The sequence below is a fragment of the Domibacillus robiginosus genome, assembly GCF_000966195.1.
Classification (GTDB): domain Bacteria; phylum Bacillota; class Bacilli; order Bacillales; family Domibacillaceae; genus Domibacillus; species Domibacillus robiginosus.
In genome coordinates, this window is the sequence record NZ_LAHL01000045.1 from 1 (window position 1) to 23,737 (window position 23,737).

Sequence of the window (23,737 nt, forward strand, 5' to 3'; positions counted from 1 at the left end):
ACCGCTTGACCAAGGGGCCAATATGTATTTCTTAAAAGTATACTGGCGGAGAAGGAGGGATTTGAACCCTCGCGCCGGTTACCCGACCTACACCCTTAGCAGGGGCGCCTCTTCAGCCTCTTGAGTACTTCCCCAGATTGGCTCCGCAGGCAAGACTCGAACTTGCGACCGATCGGTTAACAGCCGATTGCTCTACCACTGAGCTACTGCGGAATAGTCTTTATTAACGACAGCTATAAAATAATATCATCTTTAAAATCTAAAATCAATACTTTTTTTAATATTTATTCGTAATTACGTGCCTAAGATTCGTTGCTTTAATCATAAACACTATCACTTATTCGGACGATGAAAAGCGGACCGGTATCAATATTGACTTTACTCTTCTGCATTTTTTATTGAGTAAAAAATCCATTCAAATATTAATTACTGATAAAACCTCTTAAAGAAGCAAGCAATCCATGCCAGATTGTTACCCTTGGTTTCTATTTGTACTATGTTCTACCCAATCGTACGCTTTACTCTTGCTGCATTTAAAAATAAGCTCACCATAAAAAGAGCAACCAGTGATATCTTCTGGTTGACCTTATAATACAAGAGCACTCATTCGCATAACAGCCTCGATATTAAGAAGTGGTAAGAAGCCCTATTTCTCCTTTAGACAAGAAAGCAGAAATTCTTTCCATCCCTGTCCCTATTGGGTTGGCACGCTTAGTTATTGTTTGAGTTGATTCTAGTGATAAAGAATCTTGATGTGCTTACTCACTGCTATAAAAACGGAATTCGTCTCCTCAGAAGAAATATCAACAAGATACATCTCATATTCGTTTTGGTGCTTCATTGACTCTGCTGCTTCTAACAAAATTTCCAATCATGTCTCACGCTCACCTTCTTTTGTCGCGAACTTAACTTACCGAACACCCCATATTTGGTCATCGTTTCCCTCCCCATTTCCTCATTCACTATAATAATTTTTAGTAAATGAATGTGCCTCATTAGCTTAAAATAAGAAACCCTATAGATATTTCCTCTGACTGTTACTCAAAAAGATTTGATATAAGCGAAAATATGAACAGCCGAAAAACGTCTTAGATACTAAAGAAATTCTATAATACGCTCTCCCCTTATTGAATAGTTAGAAAACAACGCCACTGCTTGCTCATGGAGGGCATTAAACATTTATGCTGCATGGTTTTTATTTAAAAATTTCTTTAGTAAATCGCTTTTTCGTTAGCCGGCAATCTTACATCAGCTTCTTTATATACTTTTTTCCATTTTACTCTTTCCTGCTGATCTATTATGCTCCGCAATGTAATAAAAAAGCCACCCCAAAAAGGGCAGCTATATATAAAAGGAAGACGGGCAATGTTAACTATTCGTTATCATCCTCTACAAATTGTTTTAAAGCAGACAGCTTTTTATCCCAATATTGTTCAAAAAAGAAAAGCCATTCTTTTAATTCAATTAAAGGCTCTGAATGAAGTCTGTATCGCGTTTCCCTTCCGATCTTCTGACTGCTGACGAGCCTTGCTTCGGAAAGGACTTGCAAATGTTTATTCACAGCAGTACGACTTATGGGGAAACATTCCGTAATAGCAGCAATGGACATTTCCTTGTCAGCAAGTAACTTTAAAAGGCTGCGACGTGTAGGATCGGCAATTGCTTGAAATATATCATGCTTAGAAGAAGGTGTAACCATTTTAAGCCTCTACATTTTTTAGAAGCATCTCTTTGACAATTTTCTCCCATCCACCATCCATAATTTCACGAATGACTGAGTGTGACTGGCCAAACTCTGTTACTTTTTCTGGATCCCAGCCAGAATGAATCAGTATAAACTCCGTTTTGTTATCCTCTAACTTTTTCAATTCGAAAGTAAGATGCCAATCCTTCCCCCAATCAAAACCAACACGGTTTAAAGGATCAAGCTCTGTTACTTTGCAGGGTGAATCGCCAAATCGGCCTGTATGAAGTATAAATTCGTGTCCTACAATAGGTTTAAAAGTATTCGGCATCCACCATGCTGCAATACCTTCTGATGTAGAGATCGCTCTCCATACTTTTTCAATTTGAGCATTAAGTACAACTGTTTTACGGATTTCTGGCAGTGTTTCTTTTGTTTGCATAAATAAGCCTCCCGGTTCAAAATAACACCATTTAGTGTTATAAACAATTGTAACACTAAATGGTGTTATATAAATCATTTTTTAGCGAAAATGAGCGCTTAATCCCCTCCAATATCTTTGGTTTAGCGGAGATTAAGCACTCATACCTTTATTATGCTTCATTGCACTCAAGATAAGGAAGGCTTTTGAAAATCTTCGGTTTAGCGGAGAGATTGACAGCGTCACAGGACAAACCATAAAAAGTGCAAATCATACGGCAGTTACTCAGTGTTATCGCTGTTTTCTTCGCTGCCAGGCTTATTTAAGGGTTTTCTTCCAATAACCGGTAACGCAATAAGGATTCCTCCAAGCGTATCTGCAATTAAATCTGCCATAGTATCCTCATTTCCGCCTCCCTGTAAAGTCATTCCGAAAAATTGATCCATACTAAATTCATACACCTCCCACACAACACCTCCCAGTACAGCAAAAGAGAGGATAAACAAAGAGACAAACCAGGATGAGATCTCTTTACCTGCTCTTCTATGCACAAAGCGCTCGTATAAAGCAATACCTGCTAATGCCAGCAGAACACCACTTACGGCATGCATAAAGAAATCCCACCAGCCAAGCCCATACCATCCTAAAATTGACCCGAAATATTGCGAGCCCAACAAAAACAGAAAATAAAAAATGATAAGAGGTACATTAAACTGGAGCCGGATGAAAAGGGCCAAAATGAGAGGAATTGCTCCACATACAATGCCGCCTGCTGCAACGAGCGCCTTTTTATGATCACCGTTCGTATAGTTAATAAAAGCCAACACAGCCATGAAAAGAATATACGCAGTACTAAGGAAACTAACTATCCATTTTTTCATCTGTCCGCCTTCCCTTCTTGCTTCTCATACTTTTTGTTTTTGGCTGCTTGCATACATCATGGTCAAAAAGGCCCATGCTATCCCGAAAACCAGGTTATACATGATATCTGTATTGCTGCCTTTTTGCATAGTATGAGCAACCATATGGTCTTCTGCAAACTCATATATTTCTCAAAGAGCATTTGCAAATGTCCCACGAGAAAGGACGAAATAAAAAAGGATCAGTATGATATGTCTTTTCACAACTCTTTCGGGTTGGAAAGCTTATAAAGCATAATTCCCAATAAATTATGCAAAAAAGGCCCGCATAAAAATGAAGGGCCTATCCCACCATTTGGACATATCGTAAAAATGCAAAGCGGCTCTTAAAAATGTGGCACAAAAAAGGAAAACATAATACCCGGCGATAACTGGAATAGGAAATGAATTCTTTTTTAACCATAACAGCAGCATAGGCAAAGCGCTGACAATGATCCCCAAAGTGCAACCCGTCGGCCGAAATCGTTATCATGTATAGGGTGAATTACCAATGTAATGATCATTAACCGCACAAATACTATGCCTAAGATGATAATTAGTTTGCCCTTCTCCCCGCCGCCTCATTTTTACCTATTTTATGCTCATTATGTCCTCTCCCAAGAATATACAATCACTAATAATGAAATTAGAACTATGAACCAAGCTCTGTAAATTTCTCACTATTGTAATAGCAAGGATATGCACATTCACATGCATCTATCAAGCGAGTAAATTTTTATTTAATCAATTCAACAAATGAAAAGAGTATGTTTTGAAGAAACTGATCAAAACATACTCATATACATGTTCATTATTTTTTTATAAGAAAGTAATCTTGTCTTATTTTACGATCATCACAGAGCATTGTACACGCTTTGCCACCTTATGACTCACACTGCCAAGCATCATTTTTTGCTGAAAATCGCTGTCTCCTGAAGCAGCTGCCACCATTTTAAGCATGATGGCTCTCATTGGCTTCCCTGTTACATTTTTAGTCGGTCTCTTGCTGAAAAAACTGAAAGTACAGTATATGTTAGTGATTATTTTTGTCAGTGAAATCATTTCACTATGTTTGCTTTAACAACTGAACTTGTTTCAAATAGCCATTATATTTGGCGTAATGTGAGAAGTTAATGTAGAAATGGAGCGCATTACGACCGGCATTGTGTGGCCGAATTATTTTGGACGTACTCATCCAAGCAGCATTAGCGGTATCTCTATGACCATGGTTGTTATCGGATCTGCTTTAGGATCGCTGCCTTTTGGTGTAGCATTCGGTTAATTTGGAGGATACAAAGAAATTTTATGGGGCATGGTTCTATTCCTGGCTTTAGGTGTTATGGTCGCCTTGCTTGCCCGTCCTCCGCAAAAGATTTTTAAGAAAAGATAAATAAAATTATTGGGAAATAAGCTAACAAGAGCAAATACAAAGTTAAATAAGTAAGAAAAAGCCTTATGATTACCAACAGGATAGTCATAAGTCATTTTATTTTCTATTCAAAAAAAGAAAAGACAAACTTAACCAAAAAACCCTAGCTTTTATTCACTAGAATCAGGATGAATCTATATCTGCTCTGAGGCTATACTTGAAAAGTATCAACGACTGATACATCTGATTAAGAGAGAGCATATCATAGATTCATGTTGCATTGGATGAAGTAGAGCAAAGCCATTTAATTATTTACGTACCGACAACCGTCTTTTATAAAAGTAGAATCCTACAATACATATAACTACACCTGTAATGGCAGGTGTTATGATCGACATACCAGCGTCACCACTAAAAACAACACTCCATATAATTTTTAACACCGCAGCCCCAATCACAATCCATATAAGCCTTTTCCACCTTTTTTGCCACGCAGCTAAAATAAGCATAATAAAAAACGCAGGAACGGTTACACTCATTAGAAATTTCGGTGCATCCCATGCTCCTTTCAAATACTCCATCTCATAAGCAAGAAAGGATAAAACATCTGAACTACTTGTCGCTGGTACAGGAAACCAAAACATGCTTGTAAAAAGAGCAAAAATCGAAGCAAATATACCAGTCCAGCTTTTTTTAAAAGCAAACAATACAATGGGTACAATGAAAAGCGGTCTTATATACCAGCTAAGAATATTATGATGCCTCTCAAATGCCCAGTTAAAGAAGGCATCGTTTGTTAGAAAAATAAATAGAAAAATGATTGTGCTTAGCGCAAAAAACGAACCAAGTATAAAATCGATTCTCTTGTTCACCGCAATCCCCCTTTTCTCAGCATGCAGTTTTATAAAAACGTCTTCCTTTAGTGTAAATTATTTCCGACACTGTATCACTGAAAATTTCCGGGAGCATAAAAAGTCCTGGCCCCCTCCTTAATAAAACAAGAGTGAGCCAGGATGCAATTCTATACAATACAACATCATTTATTTTATATTGTGTTTTTCTTTAAAATTGTTTACTAATTATTCATTTTAGTAAACAATCAGTGAGCAGGGGGGGACACGTATGAGCAAATTAATTTTAACAGATCAACCGCTACTGGAAGCATACAGCCAGGCAAAAAAAAATGAACTTAGATAAAGCATTCATCAGTATGTAAAAAAAAGAAATTAAATTAAGAAAACTTATTGAGAAATAGGAAAAGCCTGATGCTTAGCGTATCAGAATTTTCTTCCTAGGCAGAATATAGCTGCAATAAATTATTGCTTTCTGTTACTGAATTATACGCAGCTACAGAAAAAAAGCATTAGATGTTTGGATTCAAAGCGTTTCTGATGCAACAAAATAGCACTTATACTGCCTGGTGAATCAACGTTCACATTCTAAAGTAAAGCACCCATTAATGGGGCTGGTTATTTATAAATAATATCCTCTCTAAGTGAAGCAACTTTACTTAAGGCTTGATTTATATCTGCTTCATCTACTCCAAAGTGAGCAAGAGCAGCGTGAAGGTGGTTTGCAATAGCATCAAACTGGGCTGGCTGTATATTCATTCCTTCGTGTGCTTTTGCCATTGATTTTCCTGAATACTGATTGGGGCCGCCTAATGCAAAACTAATAAATTTTGTTTGATGACGTCGTTGTTTTTCCATATCTGTATGTTCAAAAAAGTGATTAACTGTATCATCCTTCAGAACCAATTCAGAATAAAAATAGTCCACCACTTTTGCAATCGCTTCTTCTCCGCCAACTTTTTCATAAAGTGTTTGTTCCATTGATATACACTCCTGTCTAAATGTTTATCATAACCTTTTCCCTAAGAGTACCAGGTGCAATCCCTATATCTGATTAAACATTAACATCCCACTCTTTTTGTTTTTTTATGTATTGTGCCCGTATTTACTTACTCAGTAACATCTCTGAAATCACTTAAAACCTTTTTTTCCTTAAGGAATTTACTCGTCCATTATTGTGGCTGGTTTTAAAACAAGCGAAAAAAAACACCTTGAAACGGCGATCTAACCGTTTCAAGATGTTTTTTCATAAGGATACATCAGATGACTGTGAAACAGCTACAGGCTCACCTGCTTTTAATAACACCTTGTTTCTTCCTAGTAACAGGCCAAGTATGAACATAAGCACTCCCGTACCCGCTAGAATCCATTCAACTCTTATTACATCTGCCATAGGACCGAAAATAAGCATCCCTATTGGCATCATAGATGTAGCAATCATCCCAAATACGCCAAATATTCTACCCAAGTAATCACCCTCGACTCGTTCCTGAATTAGTACAGTCGTCGGTGTATTGAAGACGGGCATTGCCACTCCGAATATCGCCATGAAAAGTAAATAAGCCCAAAACATTGGCATAATCCCTAATGCGATTGTACAAATTCCCATTGTAATACTGGCAAGTGTCATCGTATGCACTCTGTTTGAAAAGCCTCCCCACCAGGCAATAATACCCCCGCCTGCCATCATTCCAATCGAAAAAGCTATTTCAATTGCAGTTAACCGCCATACATCATCACCAAAGCTCCGAGTTACTTGTAATGGAGTTAAAAATGCCGCCGGCGCCATCAAAACAAAAAACAAAGCAAAATATAAAAAGAACTTTTTCAAAAAAGCATGATTATTAATATACGTTAAACCTGCTCTAAAATCATTAAGATAACTTGTCGTTTGTACTTCGGATGCTTTTGCATGCACCTGAATTTTTAAAAATGCGAGCAACGTCACAATGGCTATAGCGGCAGTGATCACATCTATAAAGAAAATGATCTTTAGTGAAGCCATCGTCAGCAGTGCTGCACTCACCATAGGAGACACGAACATAATAATAGCCTGTATACTTCCGTTAGTGCCGTTTACCTTCGTCAGTTTATCCTCTGGGACAATTTGCGGCAAAATCGCTCCTACTGCTGGACCTTGAACCCCTGTTCCTATCGCTCTAATAGCTGCCATAGCAAATAGCAGCCAGATAGCCTCATATCCCATCAAAAAAACAATGGCCATTACAAGAGTTGCAGCAGCAATTAGCCCGTCCGATAAAATAATGAGTACCTTTCGATTGTACCGATCTGCCCATACACCGGCAAAAGGCGATAAAATAAAAGTAGGGATGAATCCACATAATATAAACAGCGTCATCATCATTCCTGATTGTGTAGTAAGTGTTACATGCCACATAATTGCATATTGAACCAGTGAGGAGCCAAAAAGGGAGATCGTCTGGCTGCTTAAAAAGATAATAATGTTCTTTTTCCAATTTTTATATTCCGCACTCATCTTCTTCACGACCTTTTCTATATATTTCCTGCAATGAAAAGTAAATGGTCAAGGTCTTTTTTGCTTGAATCGAAAAAGATTAGACAAATTACTATTTTTGGACAACAAAAAAAAGAGGATAGATTGACCTCCTCTTTTTTTGGTAAACGTAAAATAAAGTTTTCCTAAAGAGACAGACTAATCCCATTTACTCTACAATAAAGCAGAGCCCCTGACCTATTCAATTAACGGTTCAAAGTCTGGATTCTAAGTCTCATAGATGCTGTCAAAAGGAAAACCTCCATTTCTTTAAGTAAATTCCATTTTACCATAACTTTTTTTACCATTCAATAAACACTAGTTAGCTGTATATTTGTTTATAGGGGGAACTATTTCATTTACTTAATAAATGAATACTATCGTTGAGCTTTTGCGAAAATAAGTCATCTTCCTTTGTTTCTAACGTCCATTCAATGGCGGACTGGATAAATTTTTTGACACTCCATCACTTGTTCTTCTGTTTCAAGAGCAAATTCCCTTTTTAAACAAATACAGGATACCCTCTTAAGAGCAATCGCGATAGCTTCTGTGTTACTAGACATACTTGTATATCCGATAAAAGTGTTTATCCACATAGATGCAGTTTAAATTCCTTTTATTTAACCACATAATATTTGACGATGATAATCATTTTCAATTATAATGAATTTAATGATAATGATTATCATTATTAATAATGTTTATTTTCTTGTGAAATGTCAAATGAATCTATTGGAATACCTAAAGAAACTAAAAAAACAAGCGGAGCATTAAAGGAAATGACGATAATTGAGATATGTGACTGGTGTGGATATATCGACGAAAAAAACTCGTTGAAAATGATGGTAACAATACTCATTCTACCTGCCCCTGCTGTGACCTGAATATTGTAGAAATACATGAAATTTAGCTCTGAACCAAATTGATAAAAGACGCATACGTTCGATAACCTATAAGCAACAACCTCAATAAAAATCTCTAAAACATTGGATTACGCTTTTTTATAAGGAGGTAAAAACATGATTCAATATTTCATCGCAAAAGAAACGTTTACACATCAAATTGACTGTTTTTGTCCGGATAGCAGGCATGCAGCTCCCTTGACTATTAACAAAATGGATATAATGGAAGTCACGAATAAAGAAAGTTTCACTTTTAATAATGAATGGTATGTTCTAGCTATAATCAATAACCATGGACATTTCTATATAGCTCTTGAAGATCTGGTCCAATATTTTCACCTGGAAAGACTGGTAACTGACTTTGACCTAGAATTGAAATTAAACTATTTGCAATTTCAAATAGATCAGGCCCTAGAAATAAGGAATGAGGAGTCATTTTTAAAACACACAAAAACATTTAAAGAATTTAGTGGCCTTAAGGTGAAATTAAACAGCTATTTATATAACGCAGTCATGAATCATTATTAACAATAAGGTGCTCAAAATTACATCTCTGAAGGAGAGATATAAATGAATGATATTTCAGACAGCGTGATAGGCAATGAAAAACAACTCATCATCCAGCAGTTATTAAATGTAGAATTTTATAAATCATCTGATGATCGTCAGTTATATGAATTAACATTACAGGAATTGAAACATGAATATAATAACCATGTGACAAAAAGGAAGCTTTAATAGAGGAACATTTATATTTTATTTTCCACAAAATAGGCCTTCCCATGATCCTAAGTAGGACTATTCAGTTCAAAGCAAGTTTTAATCAGCTCCCACGCACAAAACTTGCTGATAAAATTCCGAATTATGCTACTGTTATTTAAAAACCACATTGAGGAAAACATTCGGGAAGAGATTGCGGATGTTTTGATTTACTCGCTTATGCTATGTTCAGATCTCGGGTTGGATGTGAAAGAGATTGTGGAGGAGAAAATTGAGAAGAATAGGCTGAAGTATCCGGTTGGGGATAAGTAAGCTGAATCTTCTGCACAATCCTGCCGAAACCCTGGTGTGCATTTTGCCGTTTCGTTTACGGCCTTTACGCAATTATCTATTTGATCAGCTTCAGGAACCCATTAAAAAAAGAAGAATGCAGCCAATAAGGCTTCATTCCTCCCTTTCACCTTTTTATTTCTTAAATTTCGGCATCCAGCCATCCAGTACATTTTCGACGGTGTATTCGGCAGCTTCGTCATCGCTAAGCTGGCGGCGGTCTTCATTAATGACTGCACCAGGGCCTTCATTTTTATATTCAAACAATCTGGCATCCTCCGGGTGGCGGCCTCCCATCTCGGTCCAACCAACCGTCTTGATATGTTCATCAAGGTAGCTGTTTTTAAAGACGACATTGCCGTGTTCCCTCCAAGGACGGCCCAGATAAACGGTGTCTGCCGGTGCATTGCTCGTCAATGTGCTGTTGATGATCAGGAACCCGAACGGCTGATCCACCGGAGTACTCGCCGCTGTTATATAGCCGTTGTTGGTATCGGAACCGCGGTTCAGGGAATGGATGGTACTTTCTTCAAGAACGGCTCGTGCTCCGCCGTAGATAAAATCAACATCCCCTTCAATATAGCAATTATAGTAGTACTGTTTCCCGGAATGGGCCAGCAGGGTATCCTGGTTGCCCAGGAAACGAACATTTTTGAAAGCCATTCGCTCCCCGCGGGCATATGCGGCAAGAGCCTGCTCACCACCAGCGTCCACTGAGGCTTCGTCGAAGGAATTTTTAAAGGTCAGGCTCTCCGCTGTAAAATCACTGGCTTTTAAAATGGCTGTGGCACTTTCAAAGCCAAGTGTTCCACCAAGCCCATTGTCTTTGCCTGCGTAGTTATTAAAATCGATAACCGTTCCTTCAGCACTTTCGCCAATAATCGAAACATGTGGTTTATCCGCAGGAATAGAGAGGACTTCCTTATACACTCCATTCTTGATGCGTATCTCTACAGGGTGGCTGTTATTGGAAGGGATCGCATCAATGGCATCCTGTATGTTTCCATAATCACCGCTTCCGTCCTGTGCAACCGTAAGCTCACTTGGGATCTTCTCCAGTTCCTGGGAATAATCCTCCAGCTTCTCCATCTGTCCTTTTACCAGGGTTCTGCCCAGCACATCCTGAGATTGATCATCCAGAACGCGGGCATATACCTTTCCTTCAAAGAAACCAGTTGTTTTAGCTGTTTCAAGAAGCTGTTTGGCATAGGGTCCGCCCCACGAATAGCCATTTCTTCTTTCGGCCTCAATCTCTTTGATATCCCGTTTAATTACCCCGTCGCGTCCGGAAAAAATAGGAGATAATCTATAGAGTTTATTAAGAGCCCAGTCTCTCTAGATTAAAAACGAGACTGTCTATTTCAGGGCAATAATTTGTACCCTTGGACAGTCTCTATTTATCGTAATTGATATATTACTTTATTTATTATACGATCCACCACCATTAATCTTAAATATAACTATTCATTTGATCGATTATTATATAGAGAGCACTTTCCTTCTAGCATCCATTAGGAATTCTTGTTTTAAATGAAGAAGAAAGCCTCCCATTCACATGAGAAGCTTCTTTGATTTGTAAAATTCCTCAAACGATTGAACAGACATCGGTCTAGCAAAAAAGTAGCCTTGCCCAAGCGTACAACCATTCTTCAGGAGAAAATCCACTTGCCTCTCGGTTTCAATTCCTTCGGCTACAAGGCCAAACCCCAGGCTTTTCCCCATATCGATAATCGTTTTGACAAGCGTTGAATAACCTGATTGATCAGTGATTTCATCGATAAAAGATTTATCTATTTTAATGAAATCGATCGGCAGGGTTTTCAGTATGCTTAATGACGAATAACCTGTGCCAAAATCATCAACATAAGTATGGATACCCATTTGCCGCAGCTCAAACAAAATAGGTGATACAGTGTGTATGTTTTGAAGCATACTTTCTGTCAGTTCCACACCCAGTAAATGCGGTGAAAGTTTATGCTGTTCAAGTGTACAGCGAAGATGACTCAGAAAATCGGGATCCTCAAATTGAAGATTTGATATATTAACGGCAACTTTAATGGGGTTCTCTTCCTCTTCCCATTTTCCAGCCTGTTTGACAGCCGTCTGGACCACCCATTTTCCAATAGCAAGCATTTGGCCAGACTCCTCTGCAATGGGGATAAACTCCGCAGGAGACACGAAGCCAAGAGCAGGATGCTTCCATCGAAGTAAAGCCTCCACACCCTCTACTTCTTTTGTTGATAAATTAATTTTCGGCTGGTAATGAAGTTCAAATTCATCTGCATCAATCGCCCTTTTTAACGCCAATTCAATGTGGAGTTTTCTTTTCACGAGCGCTTCGTCTTCCAGCTCATAAAACCGCACTGTGTTTTTTCCCCGCTGTTTTGCCTGATGAAGAGCTACACCTGCTTTTGACATCAAGCTATTTAAAGTTGTACCGTGCTCTGGAAAAAGCACCATGCCTGCACTTACCGTTACATCCAATTCTTGATTTTTTAGTTCAAACGGGAGCGTCAGCCGTGCCATCATGCTTTGTACAAAAGCTTTTATGTTAGCTTTTTCGGTATACGGCAGCGCGATAATAAATTCATCTCCGCCGTACCGGGCCATGTAATCAGATGGACGGAGGATATCCTGAAGCCGCTTTGCGATAATTTGAAGAACAAGATCACCCTCTTTAAAGCCAAGCATATCATTGATCACTTTCAGCCGATCAATGTTCACATAAAGAATGGCCATATTGTTCTTGGCGGTTTGTGCTTTCAGCCATTCTTCCACTCGTTTATTAAAAGATAGCCGATTGGAAAGGCCTGTTAAAGAATCGGTAAGGGATACTTGCTGTAGCTGCTTTTCCATTTCAATCGCTTTTGTCAAATCATTGGCCACTCCTAAAAGCCGAACCACTTTCCCATTTTCATTTTTTATGGGATGTCCCATCACCTTGATCCAAATAATGCTGCCGTTTTCATGATAAATGCGCCACTGGGCTTCCGAATGAGTACCACTCAAAAGGCGCTGATAATGCTTATTTACAATTTCCATATCCGCCGGATAAGTCTTTTTCATCCAAAATTCGTAGTCTTTTTCAAACTCTTTTGCATCGTATCCCAGCATTCTTTCAATACCTATGGATACTTTCATCATCTGATTTTCTACATCTATTGACCATATCCATGAACTGTGGTTGTAAAAAAGAGCATTTAAGTCTTCTTGTAGCTGATTTAACCGGTCAAAATTTCCCTGGATTTCTGCCTGCCTTGCTTTATTATCTGCAAGAAGCTGTTTGTTTTTGCTTATTACAGCACCGATATAGCCGCCAATTAAAACTGCTGCGATTGTCGAGGGTATGATTAAATAAGGATGATGCAAATTAGTTAGTATATTATACAGGGCCATAACTGTTCCCAGAAGCAAACTGTATTTAAGGATCTCTGCATTTTGAATGAGCCGCATACACTCCCACCTCCCTTTAAAACTGTTTTTTATCACCATCTTTTCTTGTTATTACAAGACCAAAATGAGTTTATAAAATCTTACCGAATTGTTCTTTTCAAACGTTTTAACCTGGTCTTTTAATTTGATCCTCAATGGCTTAAAAATGTCTGATGGCCGGGCCGGTGCTGTTATGAATTTTGACTCGGTTATCTTAGCCTTCTATAAACTGGAACAGAGCCAGCCCTGGATTAATCGGCGATTATAAAGCTGTTTCTTCCCCCTTGTTTAGCCCGATACATTGCTTTATCCGCCTGCTGAATCAGCTCTTCTACCGTTTGACCGTGCTGAGGATAAAAAGCAATTCCGATACTGGATGTTGTTGTGAATAAGCGGCCTTTAACTTGATAAGGCTGCCTAATCGCTTGAAGAAGGCTGCCGGCAATCTCTCTGGCAGCAGTTGTATCCGTATGAGGTAGAAGAACCGTAAACTCATCGCCTCCCATTCGCGCCAGAACATCCATTTTACGCAGGCTGCCTTTCAGCCGGTCTGTAAATTGCCTAAGCAGTTCATCGCCTGCATCATGGCCTAGTGTATCGTTGATCGATTTAAATTTATCCAGGTCCAGATACATGATGCTCATCTCCTGCCTGCTCTGTGCAGCCTTCTTTATAGCTTGATTAGCTAGTTTCTCGAATAAACGGCGGTTCGGCACGTCTGTCAGCGGGTCATAAAAAGCCATGTGCTCCAGTTTTTCTTCGTAATACTTTCGTTCATTAATGTTACGGGAAATGCCGACAAAGCCTTCTAACAAGCTTTGTTCATTCCATATCGGCATGCAAACCGTTTCAAAATACAGCCACTCCCCTAAGCGGCCTTTTTTCCTGAATTCAACCGTATAAGGGCTCTGATGCTTCACGGCTTTCGCAAACCGGGATACAATTTCCGGCTGATCCTCTTCATGAATAAGGGTAATAGCGGGCTGCCCCACATACTCTTCCGGCTTCACGCCTAAAACAGGCTGGTAAGAAGGCGATGCATACGTGATAATGCCCTCAAGATTAAACACGGCAATCAGATCATTCATATTTTCTGCAATTAAGCGGTACTGCTTTTCACTTTCGTGCAACGCGTTTTTTGCGTTCACTTCTTCTGTAACGTCTTTGCCAATTCCATAAACCCCTATGATTTTTCCTTCTACATAAATCGGAATGTTTGTGAAGCTCAAATGAACAACTTCTTTATTCAAATGATACAGGGATACATTATATTCTACGCTTTTGCCCTGCTTGGCTTCTTCGTAGCGTTGAAGAACATCTTCAAAAGGGGTAACAAACTCTTCTTCAAAATCTCTTAAGTTCGGTTTTTTTGCACTCTTTGGCCTTCTTTCAATTATTTTTTCAAAAGCAGGATTTACACTTGTAAAATTCCCTTCTAAATCAAGGGACCAGACCGCATCCTGGTTATGGTCAACTAACGAACGATACCGTTCTTCACTTTCACGCAATTCTTTTTCAATATGTTTTTGCTCCGTAATGTCCTTCACAAATGCATAGAGTCCCTGCATTTCACCCTTCATGATAACAGGCACCTCTTTTACCTGCAGATTAATCCGGCAGCCGTCTTGGCGAAAAAAATAAGATTCGTATTCCTGTGAGCGGCCTTGTAAAACAAGCCGCCGCAGGCTGTAGATTTTCTCCAGTTCCTCTGGTCCGAACATCTGTATCATCATTTCTCTTAGTTCACGCATTTCCAAATTCGATGAAATCCCCAGCATATTTCGAAATGCCTGGTTAACACGAATTAATTTCCGCTCTTTGTTTATAAACAGGACGCCATCAGTATTGTTTTCGATTAATGACTGCCAATGATGTTCTGCTTCCTGCAGCCGGTCATTTTTTCTTATCAGTGCTTCCTGCTGACGAACGGATTCTGTGATATCCCGGACAACAGCAACAATATAGGCAAGCTCTCCTTTTTCATTAAACAACGGATCCAGCCGGGTTTCTGAATATACTGTCTTGCCGTCTGGCCCGGGAAACTGATCCCGGTACGTTACTGATTCTCTTTTTTCGATGATTCTTTTATATTGCTTCGAGATCAAAGCTTCCCTTTCCGGTTGATCATAAAAAACTTCTCCTATTGTTTTTCCTGCTATTTGTTTAAGTGATAATCCTAACTGGTTACAGCCTGTTTGATTAGCAAAGACATAGCGCAAAATGTTTTTTTCATCTATCTCCACAATGAACAACATATCAGACAGCTGATCCAGCACCTCTTGAAAAAACACTTGGATGGCTTCCTCCCCTCTGCTCACAGATTATGATAGAACAATACATATCAAACCAAAATCTACTATTGAATATGCTTATTATCGCAATGCTCTGTTTTATTTTTTACCCTATTTTAGATTTTTCAAATTGTTATTTAATCTAATAATCTAAAAATTATCTTTCTTCCTTTTTAACCAAGTTTCTTCTATTATGTAATTAAAGTTACAGCTGATTCGCCCGGGTCCGTTCCTTATTTTTATATCTCACAATGGTAATTACTTCGTTCTTGTGTCTTAATTAAATAAGTGAAAAATCTTTTTCAAAAGTTATATGTAAGAAGCCATATAGCTTTTTGATAATTACGTACCCCATATTTATGCAGAAAGGCTGTGTTCCTTATCCTCGTCGACGGCAAATGATGCTGTTATTCCTTCAAGGAGTACCACTATATGCCCATCAAGGCAGGAAATTAAAACTGGCCTAAAAGGAAGGTTTTACACAAGCTGTTCAAATTTATTGCTTCGGGGATCGTTTATTTTTATTAAGTTCATGTCCACGCGTCGGGATCCATCCCTATACGAAATTGTTTATGTAGACTTTCCGCACCCATCCGGGTCTATACACAAGGGTTTGAGGGGAGATTACCTCTCAAGGCTTTGGTTTTTGCTATAATGACCACTATGCAGCTTTCACCTTTAATAAATAGGGGAGTGGATTATGGAAAATAACGTTTTTGAACAGATGGCAAAAAGATATGATACAGAAGAAAGAATCCAATTAGCTAAAGTGATCGTCAAGGAAGTAAGATCAGAATTACAAAATAGCAAATCAAACTCTTTATTAGATTATGGGAGTGGTACTGGTTTAATTAGTTTAGAATTATCTGACCTAGTAGAGTCTATTTTGCTGGTAGATTCATCAAAACAAATGCTGGAGATTGCGGAAGCTAAAATTTCCCGCAAAGGACTGACCAATTCAAAAGTACTTTATTCAGATTTCACCCAAGACACTCCTGAACTTAAGGCAGACATCGTTTTAATGTCACTCGTCCTTCTTCATATTCCGGATACTAAAAGAATTCTACAAGAATTGTTCAACCTTTTATATGATGGCGGCAAGCTAATCGTGGTTGATTTTGATAAAAATGATAAAATCAACCACCCGAAAGTTCATAACGGTTTTTTACATGAAGAACTGAAAAAAACATTATCCGAAGTTGGATTTACATCAATTGAAATGAAGACCTTCCACCATGGTCATCGTATTTTTATGAATCAAGATGCTTCAATGTTTATAAGTAGCAGTATAAAGTAATTTCCGAATTTTGTTTCTTAGTCCATACATTAAAGGAGGCAAAAAACAGCATGAAAATCATTGTTACCAGTGTATTCGTACAAGATCAAGACAAGGCACTTGCGTTTTATACAAAAACGCTGGGCTTTGTAAAAAAGCACGATGTTCCCACCGGAGAATTTAGATGGATAACGCTTGTTTCTCCCGGCGATCAAAACGGTACCGAGCTGTTGCTTGAACCGAATGTCCATCCGGCTGCGCAGGAATACCAAAAGAGCATATTCGCTGAAGGTATCCCAGCAACAATGTTTGGCGTCGCAAATATTCATAAAGAGTACGAACGATTATTGGAAAACGGTGTGAAGTTTACTATGGAGCCTACAAAAGCAGGTGAAGTCACAATAGCTGTCTTCGACGATACGTGTGGCAATCTTATTCAGCTCATACAGAATTAACTTTATGTCGAACTAGTTGTTCAGTAAAAGATTTGACCAACTATTAAATAACAAATTTATATTAACCCTGTCTTAATTTTAAGGCAGGGTTGTACATTTTATATACATTCACTCCAAGCATCGGGTAACGTTAGAGAAAGAAGATTATTAAAAATGTCGATTTTACCTGATATGAAGGCATTGGCTTTTTTTATGGATAAAACTTTGTTGCCGTTGTAAATCCGCATTTTCCTAACGCTGCCCTATATTCAAAATCTTTTGTCCGGGGTTTATAGTAACTTTTTAATTAGATATATCTTCAAATTCATCCATATTTTTACTTATTTCAGATTGTGTTTTCATTACTTCTTTTTGTGATTTTTCGTTTATATCACTAACCGCCGATACTCCTTTTGTAATGCTTTCTATATTTGAGTTCACTTGTTCAATCGCTGTATTCACATGGCCGGCTAATTTTCGTACTTCTTCTGCCACTATAGCAAAACCACGTCCGTGTTCTCCTGCTCTTGCTGCTTCGATAGCTGCATTTAAAGCTAGGATATTGGTTTGTAAAGAGATATCTCGTATCTTCTCAGCTGTATCACTTATTAGAGCAACCTGTTCCTTTAATGATTGAAACGCCTTCATGTTCTCTTTAGCATTTTCATTAATCACGTTTCCTAAATTGATAGACAAGTCTTTTAGTTGAGAAACAATTTTAATTCCTCTGTCTTCACGTTCTGTTATATCCGTTGCAATTTTAAGTACAGCCGTTACTTTTCCTTCTTCATTTTGAACAGGGATGTACGTAGCTTCAAACCAAAGCAGGCTCCCCTTTTTATCAACTCTTTGAATTTTCCCTTGATGCTTTATTCCTTTTTCAAGCTTCATCCATAATTCTTTATATTCTCTGCTATTCACGAAATCTGTCGTACAAAACTGCCTGTGCGCCTTGCCTTTCATCTCATGCAATGAATATCCTAAAGCTTTTGCAAAGTTTTCATTTGCCCAAATAACTTCTTTGTTTAAGTTGAATTCTACCATTCCTACATTAGATTCTAATGCAGCCACAACAGATACCGGATCTAGTACTTGCGTGCTTACATGAGCACATAAAAGAGTGTTCATCCAAAAATCCCCCTTTAATATATGTTATATATACAAAAAAGCCCACCAAAAGAATGGCAGGCACATCAAATAAGGAGTTTCCTGTTTTATGTTAAAACAATTCCTTTTTCAAATTATCCACTTCTTTCGGTAACCCGGCGATCATAGCTTCATAAAACCGTAGACCCGTAGCTTTGCGTCCTTACCTTTCGATAAGTTTGCCATTATCGTAGAACTATATGATAGGTATTTATTGTCATAGTGCTTATGTCATGATTATATATTCGTCTGGATATCTTTTCAAGACTATTTTAAAATTGGATATCGCCTTACTGTTATTGATAGATAAACGCCTATGTTAGAGCAACCACTTAGAGAAAGTATGTCAATAAGAAATACGGAGCTATGTAAGTTAAATTGAGCTTTTTACATCGTTTAGTATGAGAAGAGAATGCCTTTAAAAAAGCAGCGTAATGAGCTGCGGGCTGGCGGCTGCGCTTGTTGCTTTTTAGAAAAAAAGCGACCATGAAGAATGGATACTGACTCTCGATTCCTTTTGATTAGAGAAGAAAAGCGAGCCTGTTTGACACCTGCCGCTATTCCATTGTCTGAGCTAAGCGCTGTTCTCATATGCTTTTTCTGAAAAGAATTTTATAAAATCATTGATTCAACTTATATAGTTTTAAAAAAGCAGCTCTATATAGGACAAGTAACGAAAACACGAAGGATACAGAAAGTACGCTTCTGGTCCGAAGCAGTGCCAGGGCTGTAAAAACGCTTAAAAAAAGACAAAGCAGCCCCAAATCAGAAATTTGAGAACCACTTTGTCTACAATTTTGCATTCAGTCTGCCTCTCAATCAAGAGATTGATGGCTGCCAGTAACAGATATGAAACTTAATTTTCTTCCACTTCTTTACGATTCTTCTTAAATATTTTTGAAAGTACTTCATATACAATTGGTACAATTAATAGTGTTAAAATCGTGGAGGACGTTAAACCACCAATTACTGTGATGGCTAATCCTTTTGAAATAAGGCCCGAACCACCAGCACCAAATACCATCGGTGCCATAGCCCCGATTGTAGCAATGGCTGTCATTAAAATTGGACGCAGTCTTGTTGCCCCTGCTTCAATAATCGCCTCACGGATGGACATCCCTTCGCGTTCCATATGAATGATACGGTCTACGAGAACAATGGCGTTTGTTACAACGATACCAATTAACATCAGCAGACCCATCATGACAGATACAGAAATTGTCTCACCGGCTATCCATAGCCCTACGAAGGAACCAATCACTGCAAATGGCAACGAGAATAGGATAGCAAATGGTGCTACACCTTCACGGAATGTTACAACCAGAATAAAGTAAACAATGAGAACTGCTGCCAGCATCGCTACCCCTAGCTGTGTAAATGTCTCTTGCATATCAGCTGCTACACCAGCAACACCTGTTGTTACTCCATCAGGCAAATCAAGATCATTGATTTTTTCATCGGCTTCAGATGTTGCTGCAGATACATCATCAGTCGTTACTGTTCCAGAAACAGTAGAGTAGTATTCTCCTTCACTACGCGCCAATGTATTATAGGTCGTACCTTCATCCACTGTTACGAGCTCGGATAACGACATTGTCGAGCCTGCAGCAGTTGGAATTGGTGTTTCTAATAGTTCATCGATTGATGTAGCATCCGTTTTCGCTTCACGTTGAACAATTACGTCTATTTCTTCTCCATCATTTTCCACGGTTGTCAGCACTTCTTCAGAACCTGTAGAGGATAATGCCCCGACGATTTGTCCTGTTGTTAAACCATATTGCAGCACATGCTCTTGTTCCACTTTTAGCACATGTTCAACATATGGATTTTCCATGTCAGATTCAACATCTTCCAGATTTTCTACTTCATTTAAGGCTTCTTCCACCTGGCTGACCGCCTCATTTAAATCATCTAAATCTTCACTATATAATGTATAGCTTACTTCATTTGATGACATTCCTCCCATCCCTGCCATATCTTGCGATTTCCATTCACCAGATTGGTCAAGGTTAAATACATAATTCTCAACTTCCTCTTTCACTTCAGAGAAGTTTTCTGTATTTTCATCAAAGAATAGATACATTAACGCGCCGGTTCCGCCACCCATCATCATTGTGGAAGCATCAGCACTGTCACTATTGTTGAAAGATAACTGAACAGTTTCGAGATCGTCACGCTTCATTAATTCTTGTTCGACTTCTTCAAGGTTTTCTAACGTTTCTTCCTCAAGCTCACCTGTGGCCGGTGTATAGGTTAAATAGATCGTTTTTTCTTCTTCAGATCCCATAAAACTAAAGCCAATCAGCGGCGTTAAAGCTAGTGATCCAGCAAGTAATATTACTGAAATTAAGGACGTGATTATTTTGTGATTCAATGCTTTTCTTAAAACGCCTTTATACCACTTTGCCAGCTTTCCAACCTCTTCGTGCTTTGATGCTTTTTTCTGTCCGTATAAATTCTTACGGAACAAGAAATGTGATAGTGCCGGTACGATTGTAATCGCAACAAGTAGAGAGGCACCTAAAGCAAATGTCATTGTCAGAGCAAATGGCTGGAATAACTCGCCAACCATTCCGCCAACAAACATAAGTGGTGCGAAGACCGCAACCGTTACAAGTGTTGAGGAAAGGATTGGTTTAAACATTTCAATTGTCGCTTCACGAATTAGTGCACGGCCTCGAAGCTTTTCTTCTTCAAGATGCATTCTTCTATAAATATTTTCCACAACGACAATCGAGTCATCAATAACCCGGCCAATGGCGACCGTCATGGCACCTAACGTCATAATGTTTAACGTAATACCGAGCCAGTTTAGTAGCAAAAATGCCATAAAAATAGAAACTGGAATCGATATAATTGAAATAATGGTTGATTTGATATCACGCAGGAATAATAAAATGATGATGACCGCGAACAAACCACCGAGCAGTGCTTTTTCGATCATCGTGAAAACTGAATCTTCGATTGGTTCTCCCTGGTCCAATGTTACATCAATAGCCAGACCATCAATGGCCTTTTCTTCTTCCGCTATTACACCTTTAATTGCATTAACAACTTCAACCGTGTTTGCCTCTTGTCCCTTTGTTACCTGGATAGAAATGGCTTCTTCTCCATTTGTACGAGAAATAGACTGTACTTTACCCACTGTTTCAATGGCTGCAATATCACCCAGGGTAACAAAAGGATTTGGATTTTCCGCTGATGGTTTTACCGAAATTAACAGCTCTCTTAATTCTTCAACGGTTTTAATGTCGCCATCAACTGCGACAGCCTGTTCCCCTTCTTCATACTCTTGCAGTCCAAGGGATAGCGCCATATCACTTGCCTGAACCATTTGTTTAACAGTGTCTTCTGTTAACCCCAGTTCTTTCATTCTTGCCTGGTTATATGTAAAATGGATCTCCTCAATATGCTGGCCAGTTAAACTTGCTGACCCAACGCCTTCAATATTTTCTATTTTTGGAAGAATGGTTTCTTCAACAGTTGATGATAAGTCAACAATATCTTCCTCTGTACTGCTTATCGATAAAGCTAAAACAGGCATCATGTCCATGCCAAGCGTCATAATCGATGGCTCTTCCGCATCTTCCGGTAGAGTAATATTATCTAACGCTGCTTCGAGTTCTCGTTTTTTCTCATCCATATCTACGCCATACTCGTATTCGATTTGTACTTGCGCAACGTTTGCAGATGAGTTTGAATAAACTGCGGCAACATCCTCAAGCCCCTCGATATTCTGCTCCATCGGTATCGATATTTCATCCATTACCTGTTCAGCGGTTGCACCCGGATAAACGTCCATGACAATCAAATAGGGAATGGATACATCCGGAATACTTTCCATTTTCATTTTTGTCCCGGAATACACACCGGCAACCGTGATAATGATGGTCAATAACCATACAGCCAGTTTATTTTGCAGGACGAAATTAACTAAACTTTTCAATACATGACACCTTCCTCTTTCCCTTCAAATAAGGTTGACAACTCTGATATAATGAAACTATTCTTTGACCAGTTAGTCATAACTAATATAACTGACCGTCCAGTCATACGTCAACTTTTGATTGTTTATATCGTGTGAAAATACGGATTGATATAATAAAAGATTCAAATTTTATTCAAAAAAGAATAGAGGGCTGGATTTGAAATTACGGAGGGATTTTATATGAAAGAAAAGGATATGCAAATTATTGAAGTCGGGATGAGACTTTTTGCAAACAAGGGGTTTTCAGCAACCTCGGTTCAAGAAATCGCAACAGAAAGCGGGATTTCAAAAGGCGCTTTTTACCTGCACTTTAAATCAAAAGATGATTTGTTGTTAGCGATTTTACAATACCATTTCGATATGATTAATAGAGCATTCACTGAAGAAACAAAAAACATACAAAATCCCCGTGAAAAGTTAATCCGTGAACAAATCGCATTGTATTCACATTTTATTACTCACCGGGATCTCCTTATTATGCTGGCGAAAGAGCAGGCTATACCGAGAAATGAGACCATTAAGCAGCTTTTAATGGAAAAGCAAATAGAATCGCACGAGAATTATCGCAAAAGTATTATGGAAATTTACGGTCCGGATATCGAGCCGTTTTCATGGGATTTAACGATCATCCTTGAAGGGATAATAAAATCATATATGGGTGTTTTATTGTTTTCTACTCAAGATTTAGATATAAAACGTCTGACAGAATTTATGCTCAATAGACTGGATAGTATGGTGAGGGACATTCATAAGGACAGCCCCTTTTTAACAAAAGAAAAAACAGAAGCATTTTTGTTTAATTTCTTATCGACTGACCAGCCATCCATGTCGAATGTATTGAAAAATCTAGAAGAAGAAATTGAAAAATTAAAGGAAGATGAATTAATCGTGACTTTTCAAGTACTAAAGGAGGAAATGATAAAGGAAAAACCTCGTGTACCAGTTATTCAAGGCATGCTGTCCAATTTCAATGGCTATACATCCCTTGATTCTTATCGGCTGATTATTTCAGAATTTTATTCAAACAATAAAAGTGAATGACTTTGGAAAAGTAAAAAGAATGTTGTAGAAAAAAGATTTCATTTGACCAAAGGAGCAATGGAAGAATTAATTCACCAGCAATGGTTCAGTTAAGAAGTATTAGAAACGAACCAAAAAGGTTTTCCATGTTAGATAAACTTGTGCCGCCTGAAATGAACACAACAGTAACACACCCTTAAGGAAAAGTTTCACCGCAACTGAAAGATTGACCTGTCTGGGTCATTAATGAAGCAGCACTGGCCCTTGCTTTAGATTTTCAAGAGCAATGAAATTGTCTTTATAGTAATTTTACGTGAAAGTGTACGTATGTAGCAGTCGGCTTGTGCGTAAAGGGTTAGGGGACTGGTACTTTATGGTGTCTGGAGCCCGTAATAGATTCATCTACATGAAAGAAATTTATACACATGGCTTAATATATGACTATTCTATCGAAATGAG

General features: G+C 38.4%; 18 protein-coding genes, 2 tRNA genes, 3 pseudogenes and 1 riboswitch. Of the genes and pseudogenes, 7 read left to right on the forward strand and 16 right to left on the reverse strand.

The window, feature by feature from the left end:
• Positions 1–43: 43 nt before the first annotated feature.
• The 6 genes from VP97_RS18520 to VP97_RS24015 all read right to left on the reverse strand — a co-directional run bounded on the left by VP97_RS18520 (position 44) and on the right by VP97_RS24015 (position 3,976).
• Positions 44–134: transfer RNA gene (locus tag VP97_RS18520), tRNA-Ser, on the reverse strand.
• A 4-nt stretch (positions 135–138) separates the two neighbouring features.
• Positions 139–213 (reverse strand) — tRNA-Asn (locus VP97_RS18525).
• Positions 214–1,372: 1,159 nt separating this feature from the next.
• Positions 1,373–1,699, reverse strand: coding sequence for an ArsR/SmtB family transcription factor (locus tag VP97_RS18530; protein WP_050183596.1), 327 nt, complete (start codon positions 1,697–1,699; stop codon positions 1,373–1,375).
• Position 1,700: 1 nt separating this feature from the next.
• Complete coding sequence (locus VP97_RS18535; protein ID WP_050183600.1) at positions 1,701–2,126, reverse strand: SRPBCC family protein; 426 nt, start codon at positions 2,124–2,126, stop codon at positions 1,701–1,703.
• A gap of 260 nt (positions 2,127–2,386) precedes the next feature.
• Entirely contained in the window at positions 2,387–2,986 is a 600-nt protein-coding gene (locus VP97_RS18540) for a DUF2238 domain-containing protein (RefSeq protein WP_050183602.1), read from the reverse strand.
• Between the two features lie 858 nt (positions 2,987–3,844).
• Positions 3,845–3,976: a universal stress protein gene (locus VP97_RS24015; RefSeq protein WP_425388493.1), complete on the reverse strand. Its 132-nt coding sequence runs from the start codon at positions 3,974–3,976 to the stop codon at positions 3,845–3,847.
• A gap of 169 nt (positions 3,977–4,145) precedes the next feature.
• Here VP97_RS24015 and VP97_RS24020 point away from each other — a divergent pair, with 169 nt between their 5' ends.
• Positions 4,146–4,286, forward strand: a complete 141-nt coding sequence (locus VP97_RS24020; protein ID WP_156153552.1) for a hypothetical protein — start codon at positions 4,146–4,148, stop codon at positions 4,284–4,286.
• A gap of 395 nt (positions 4,287–4,681) precedes the next feature.
• On the opposite strand, the gene VP97_RS18545 is transcribed toward VP97_RS24020, so the two are convergent.
• From VP97_RS18545 to VP97_RS18555, 3 genes are all read right to left on the reverse strand, one after another.
• Complete coding sequence (locus tag VP97_RS18545; RefSeq protein WP_050183605.1) at positions 4,682–5,245, reverse strand: hypothetical protein; 564 nt, start codon at positions 5,243–5,245, stop codon at positions 4,682–4,684.
• Between the two features lie 597 nt (positions 5,246–5,842).
• Positions 5,843–6,205: a group I truncated hemoglobin gene (locus tag VP97_RS18550; protein WP_050183608.1), complete on the reverse strand. Its 363-nt coding sequence runs from the start codon at positions 6,203–6,205 to the stop codon at positions 5,843–5,845.
• 265 nt (positions 6,206–6,470) lie between these two features.
• Positions 6,471–7,721: an MFS transporter gene (locus tag VP97_RS18555; RefSeq protein ID WP_050183610.1), complete on the reverse strand. Its 1,251-nt coding sequence runs from the start codon at positions 7,719–7,721 to the stop codon at positions 6,471–6,473.
• A gap of 1,037 nt (positions 7,722–8,758) precedes the next feature.
• Between VP97_RS18555 and VP97_RS18560 the strand changes: the two genes are divergently transcribed.
• The 3 genes and pseudogenes from VP97_RS18560 to VP97_RS18565 all read left to right on the forward strand — a co-directional run.
• Complete coding sequence (locus VP97_RS18560; RefSeq protein WP_050183612.1) at positions 8,759–9,169, forward strand: IDEAL domain-containing protein; 411 nt, start codon at positions 8,759–8,761, stop codon at positions 9,167–9,169.
• A 42-nt stretch (positions 9,170–9,211) separates the two neighbouring features.
• Positions 9,212–9,379: a Fur-regulated basic protein FbpA gene (locus VP97_RS23460; protein ID WP_082220446.1), complete on the forward strand. Its 168-nt coding sequence runs from the start codon at positions 9,212–9,214 to the stop codon at positions 9,377–9,379.
• 153 nt (positions 9,380–9,532) lie between these two features.
• A pseudogene (locus tag VP97_RS18565) lies at positions 9,533–9,673 on the forward strand (MazG-like family protein); the annotation flags it as partial.
• 153 nt (positions 9,674–9,826) lie between these two features.
• Here VP97_RS18565 and VP97_RS18570 read toward each other — a convergent pair.
• The 4 genes and pseudogenes from VP97_RS18570 to VP97_RS18580 all read right to left on the reverse strand — a co-directional run bounded on the left by VP97_RS18570 (position 9,827) and on the right by VP97_RS18580 (position 15,414).
• Positions 9,827–10,780, reverse strand: coding sequence for a pectinesterase family protein (locus VP97_RS18570; RefSeq protein ID WP_050183614.1), 954 nt, complete (start codon positions 10,778–10,780; stop codon positions 9,827–9,829).
• A 117-nt stretch (positions 10,781–10,897) separates the two neighbouring features.
• Positions 10,898–10,987: pseudogene (locus tag VP97_RS24960) on the reverse strand (pectate lyase); the annotation flags it as partial.
• A 255-nt stretch (positions 10,988–11,242) separates the two neighbouring features.
• Positions 11,243–13,144 carry a bifunctional diguanylate cyclase/phosphodiesterase gene (locus VP97_RS18575; RefSeq protein WP_050183617.1) on the reverse strand — a complete coding sequence of 634 codons (1,902 nt, stop codon included), beginning with the start codon at positions 13,142–13,144 and terminating at the stop codon, positions 11,243–11,245.
• Positions 13,145–13,374: 230 nt separating this feature from the next.
• Positions 13,375–15,414, reverse strand: a complete 2,040-nt coding sequence (locus VP97_RS18580) for a PAS domain S-box protein (protein WP_050183619.1) — start codon at positions 15,412–15,414, stop codon at positions 13,375–13,377.
• A 700-nt stretch (positions 15,415–16,114) separates the two neighbouring features.
• Between VP97_RS18580 and VP97_RS18585 the strand changes: the two genes are divergently transcribed.
• The gene (locus VP97_RS18585) at positions 16,115–16,711 is read left to right on the forward strand and encodes a class I SAM-dependent methyltransferase (protein ID WP_050183621.1); all 597 of its coding nucleotides are present in this window, start codon (positions 16,115–16,117) and stop codon (positions 16,709–16,711) included.
• Positions 16,712–16,761: 50 nt separating this feature from the next.
• A complete protein-coding gene (locus VP97_RS18590) occupies positions 16,762–17,145 on the forward strand; it encodes a VOC family protein (protein ID WP_050183623.1) in 384 nt (127 codons plus the stop codon).
• A 282-nt stretch (positions 17,146–17,427) separates the two neighbouring features.
• On the opposite strand, the gene VP97_RS24965 is transcribed toward VP97_RS18590, so the two are convergent.
• The 3 genes and pseudogenes from VP97_RS24965 to VP97_RS18600 form a co-directional block, all read right to left on the reverse strand.
• The gene (locus tag VP97_RS24965) at positions 17,428–17,799 is read right to left on the reverse strand and encodes a methyl-accepting chemotaxis protein (protein ID WP_425388494.1); all 372 of its coding nucleotides are present in this window, start codon (positions 17,797–17,799) and stop codon (positions 17,428–17,430) included.
• A 69-nt stretch (positions 17,800–17,868) separates the two neighbouring features.
• Positions 17,869–18,252 (reverse strand): annotated as a pseudogene (locus tag VP97_RS24970) (PAS domain-containing protein); the annotation flags it as partial.
• A gap of 125 nt (positions 18,253–18,377) precedes the next feature.
• Positions 18,378–18,464: riboswitch (cyclic di-GMP riboswitch) on the reverse strand.
• 662 nt (positions 18,465–19,126) lie between these two features.
• The gene (locus VP97_RS18600) at positions 19,127–22,216 is read right to left on the reverse strand and encodes an efflux RND transporter permease subunit (RefSeq protein ID WP_050183627.1); all 3,090 of its coding nucleotides are present in this window, start codon (positions 22,214–22,216) and stop codon (positions 19,127–19,129) included.
• 222 nt (positions 22,217–22,438) lie between these two features.
• Here VP97_RS18600 and VP97_RS18605 point away from each other — a divergent pair, with 222 nt between their 5' ends.
• Complete coding sequence (locus VP97_RS18605) at positions 22,439–23,299, forward strand: TetR/AcrR family transcriptional regulator (protein ID WP_050183629.1); 861 nt, start codon at positions 22,439–22,441, stop codon at positions 23,297–23,299.
• The last annotated feature ends 438 nt before the right edge of the window (positions 23,300–23,737 follow it).

Excerpts from the sequence above, each read along its gene's own strand:
- VP97_RS18530 (WP_050183596.1), bottom strand. The coding sequence starts at position 1,699 with ATGGTTACACCTTCTTCTAAGCATGATATATTTCAAGCAATTGCCGAT.
- VP97_RS18535 (WP_050183600.1), bottom strand. The coding sequence starts at position 2,126 with ATGCAAACAAAAGAAACACTGCCAGAAATCCGTAAAACAGTTGTACTT.
- VP97_RS18540 (WP_050183602.1), bottom strand. The coding sequence starts at position 2,986 with ATGAAAAAATGGATAGTTAGTTTCCTTAGTACTGCGTATATTCTTTTC.
- VP97_RS24015 (WP_425388493.1), bottom strand. The coding sequence starts at position 3,976 with ATGAGAGCCATCATGCTTAAAATGGTGGCAGCTGCTTCAGGAGACAGC.
- VP97_RS24020 (WP_156153552.1), top strand. The coding sequence starts at position 4,146 with ATGGAGCGCATTACGACCGGCATTGTGTGGCCGAATTATTTTGGACGT.
- VP97_RS18550 (WP_050183608.1), bottom strand. The coding sequence starts at position 6,205 with ATGGAACAAACACTTTATGAAAAAGTTGGCGGAGAAGAAGCGATTGCA.
- VP97_RS18555 (WP_050183610.1), bottom strand. The coding sequence starts at position 7,721 with ATGAGTGCGGAATATAAAAATTGGAAAAAGAACATTATTATCTTTTTA.
- VP97_RS18560 (WP_050183612.1), top strand. The coding sequence starts at position 8,759 with ATGATTCAATATTTCATCGCAAAAGAAACGTTTACACATCAAATTGAC.
- VP97_RS23460 (WP_082220446.1), top strand. The coding sequence starts at position 9,212 with ATGAATGATATTTCAGACAGCGTGATAGGCAATGAAAAACAACTCATC.
- VP97_RS18570 (WP_050183614.1), bottom strand. The coding sequence starts at position 10,780 with ATGGAGAAGCTGGAGGATTATTCCCAGGAACTGGAGAAGATCCCAAGT.
- VP97_RS18575 (WP_050183617.1), bottom strand. The coding sequence starts at position 13,144 with ATGCGGCTCATTCAAAATGCAGAGATCCTTAAATACAGTTTGCTTCTG.
- VP97_RS18585 (WP_050183621.1), top strand. The coding sequence starts at position 16,115 with ATGGAAAATAACGTTTTTGAACAGATGGCAAAAAGATATGATACAGAA.
- VP97_RS18590 (WP_050183623.1), top strand. The coding sequence starts at position 16,762 with ATGAAAATCATTGTTACCAGTGTATTCGTACAAGATCAAGACAAGGCA.
- VP97_RS18605 (WP_050183629.1), top strand. The coding sequence starts at position 22,439 with ATGAAAGAAAAGGATATGCAAATTATTGAAGTCGGGATGAGACTTTTT.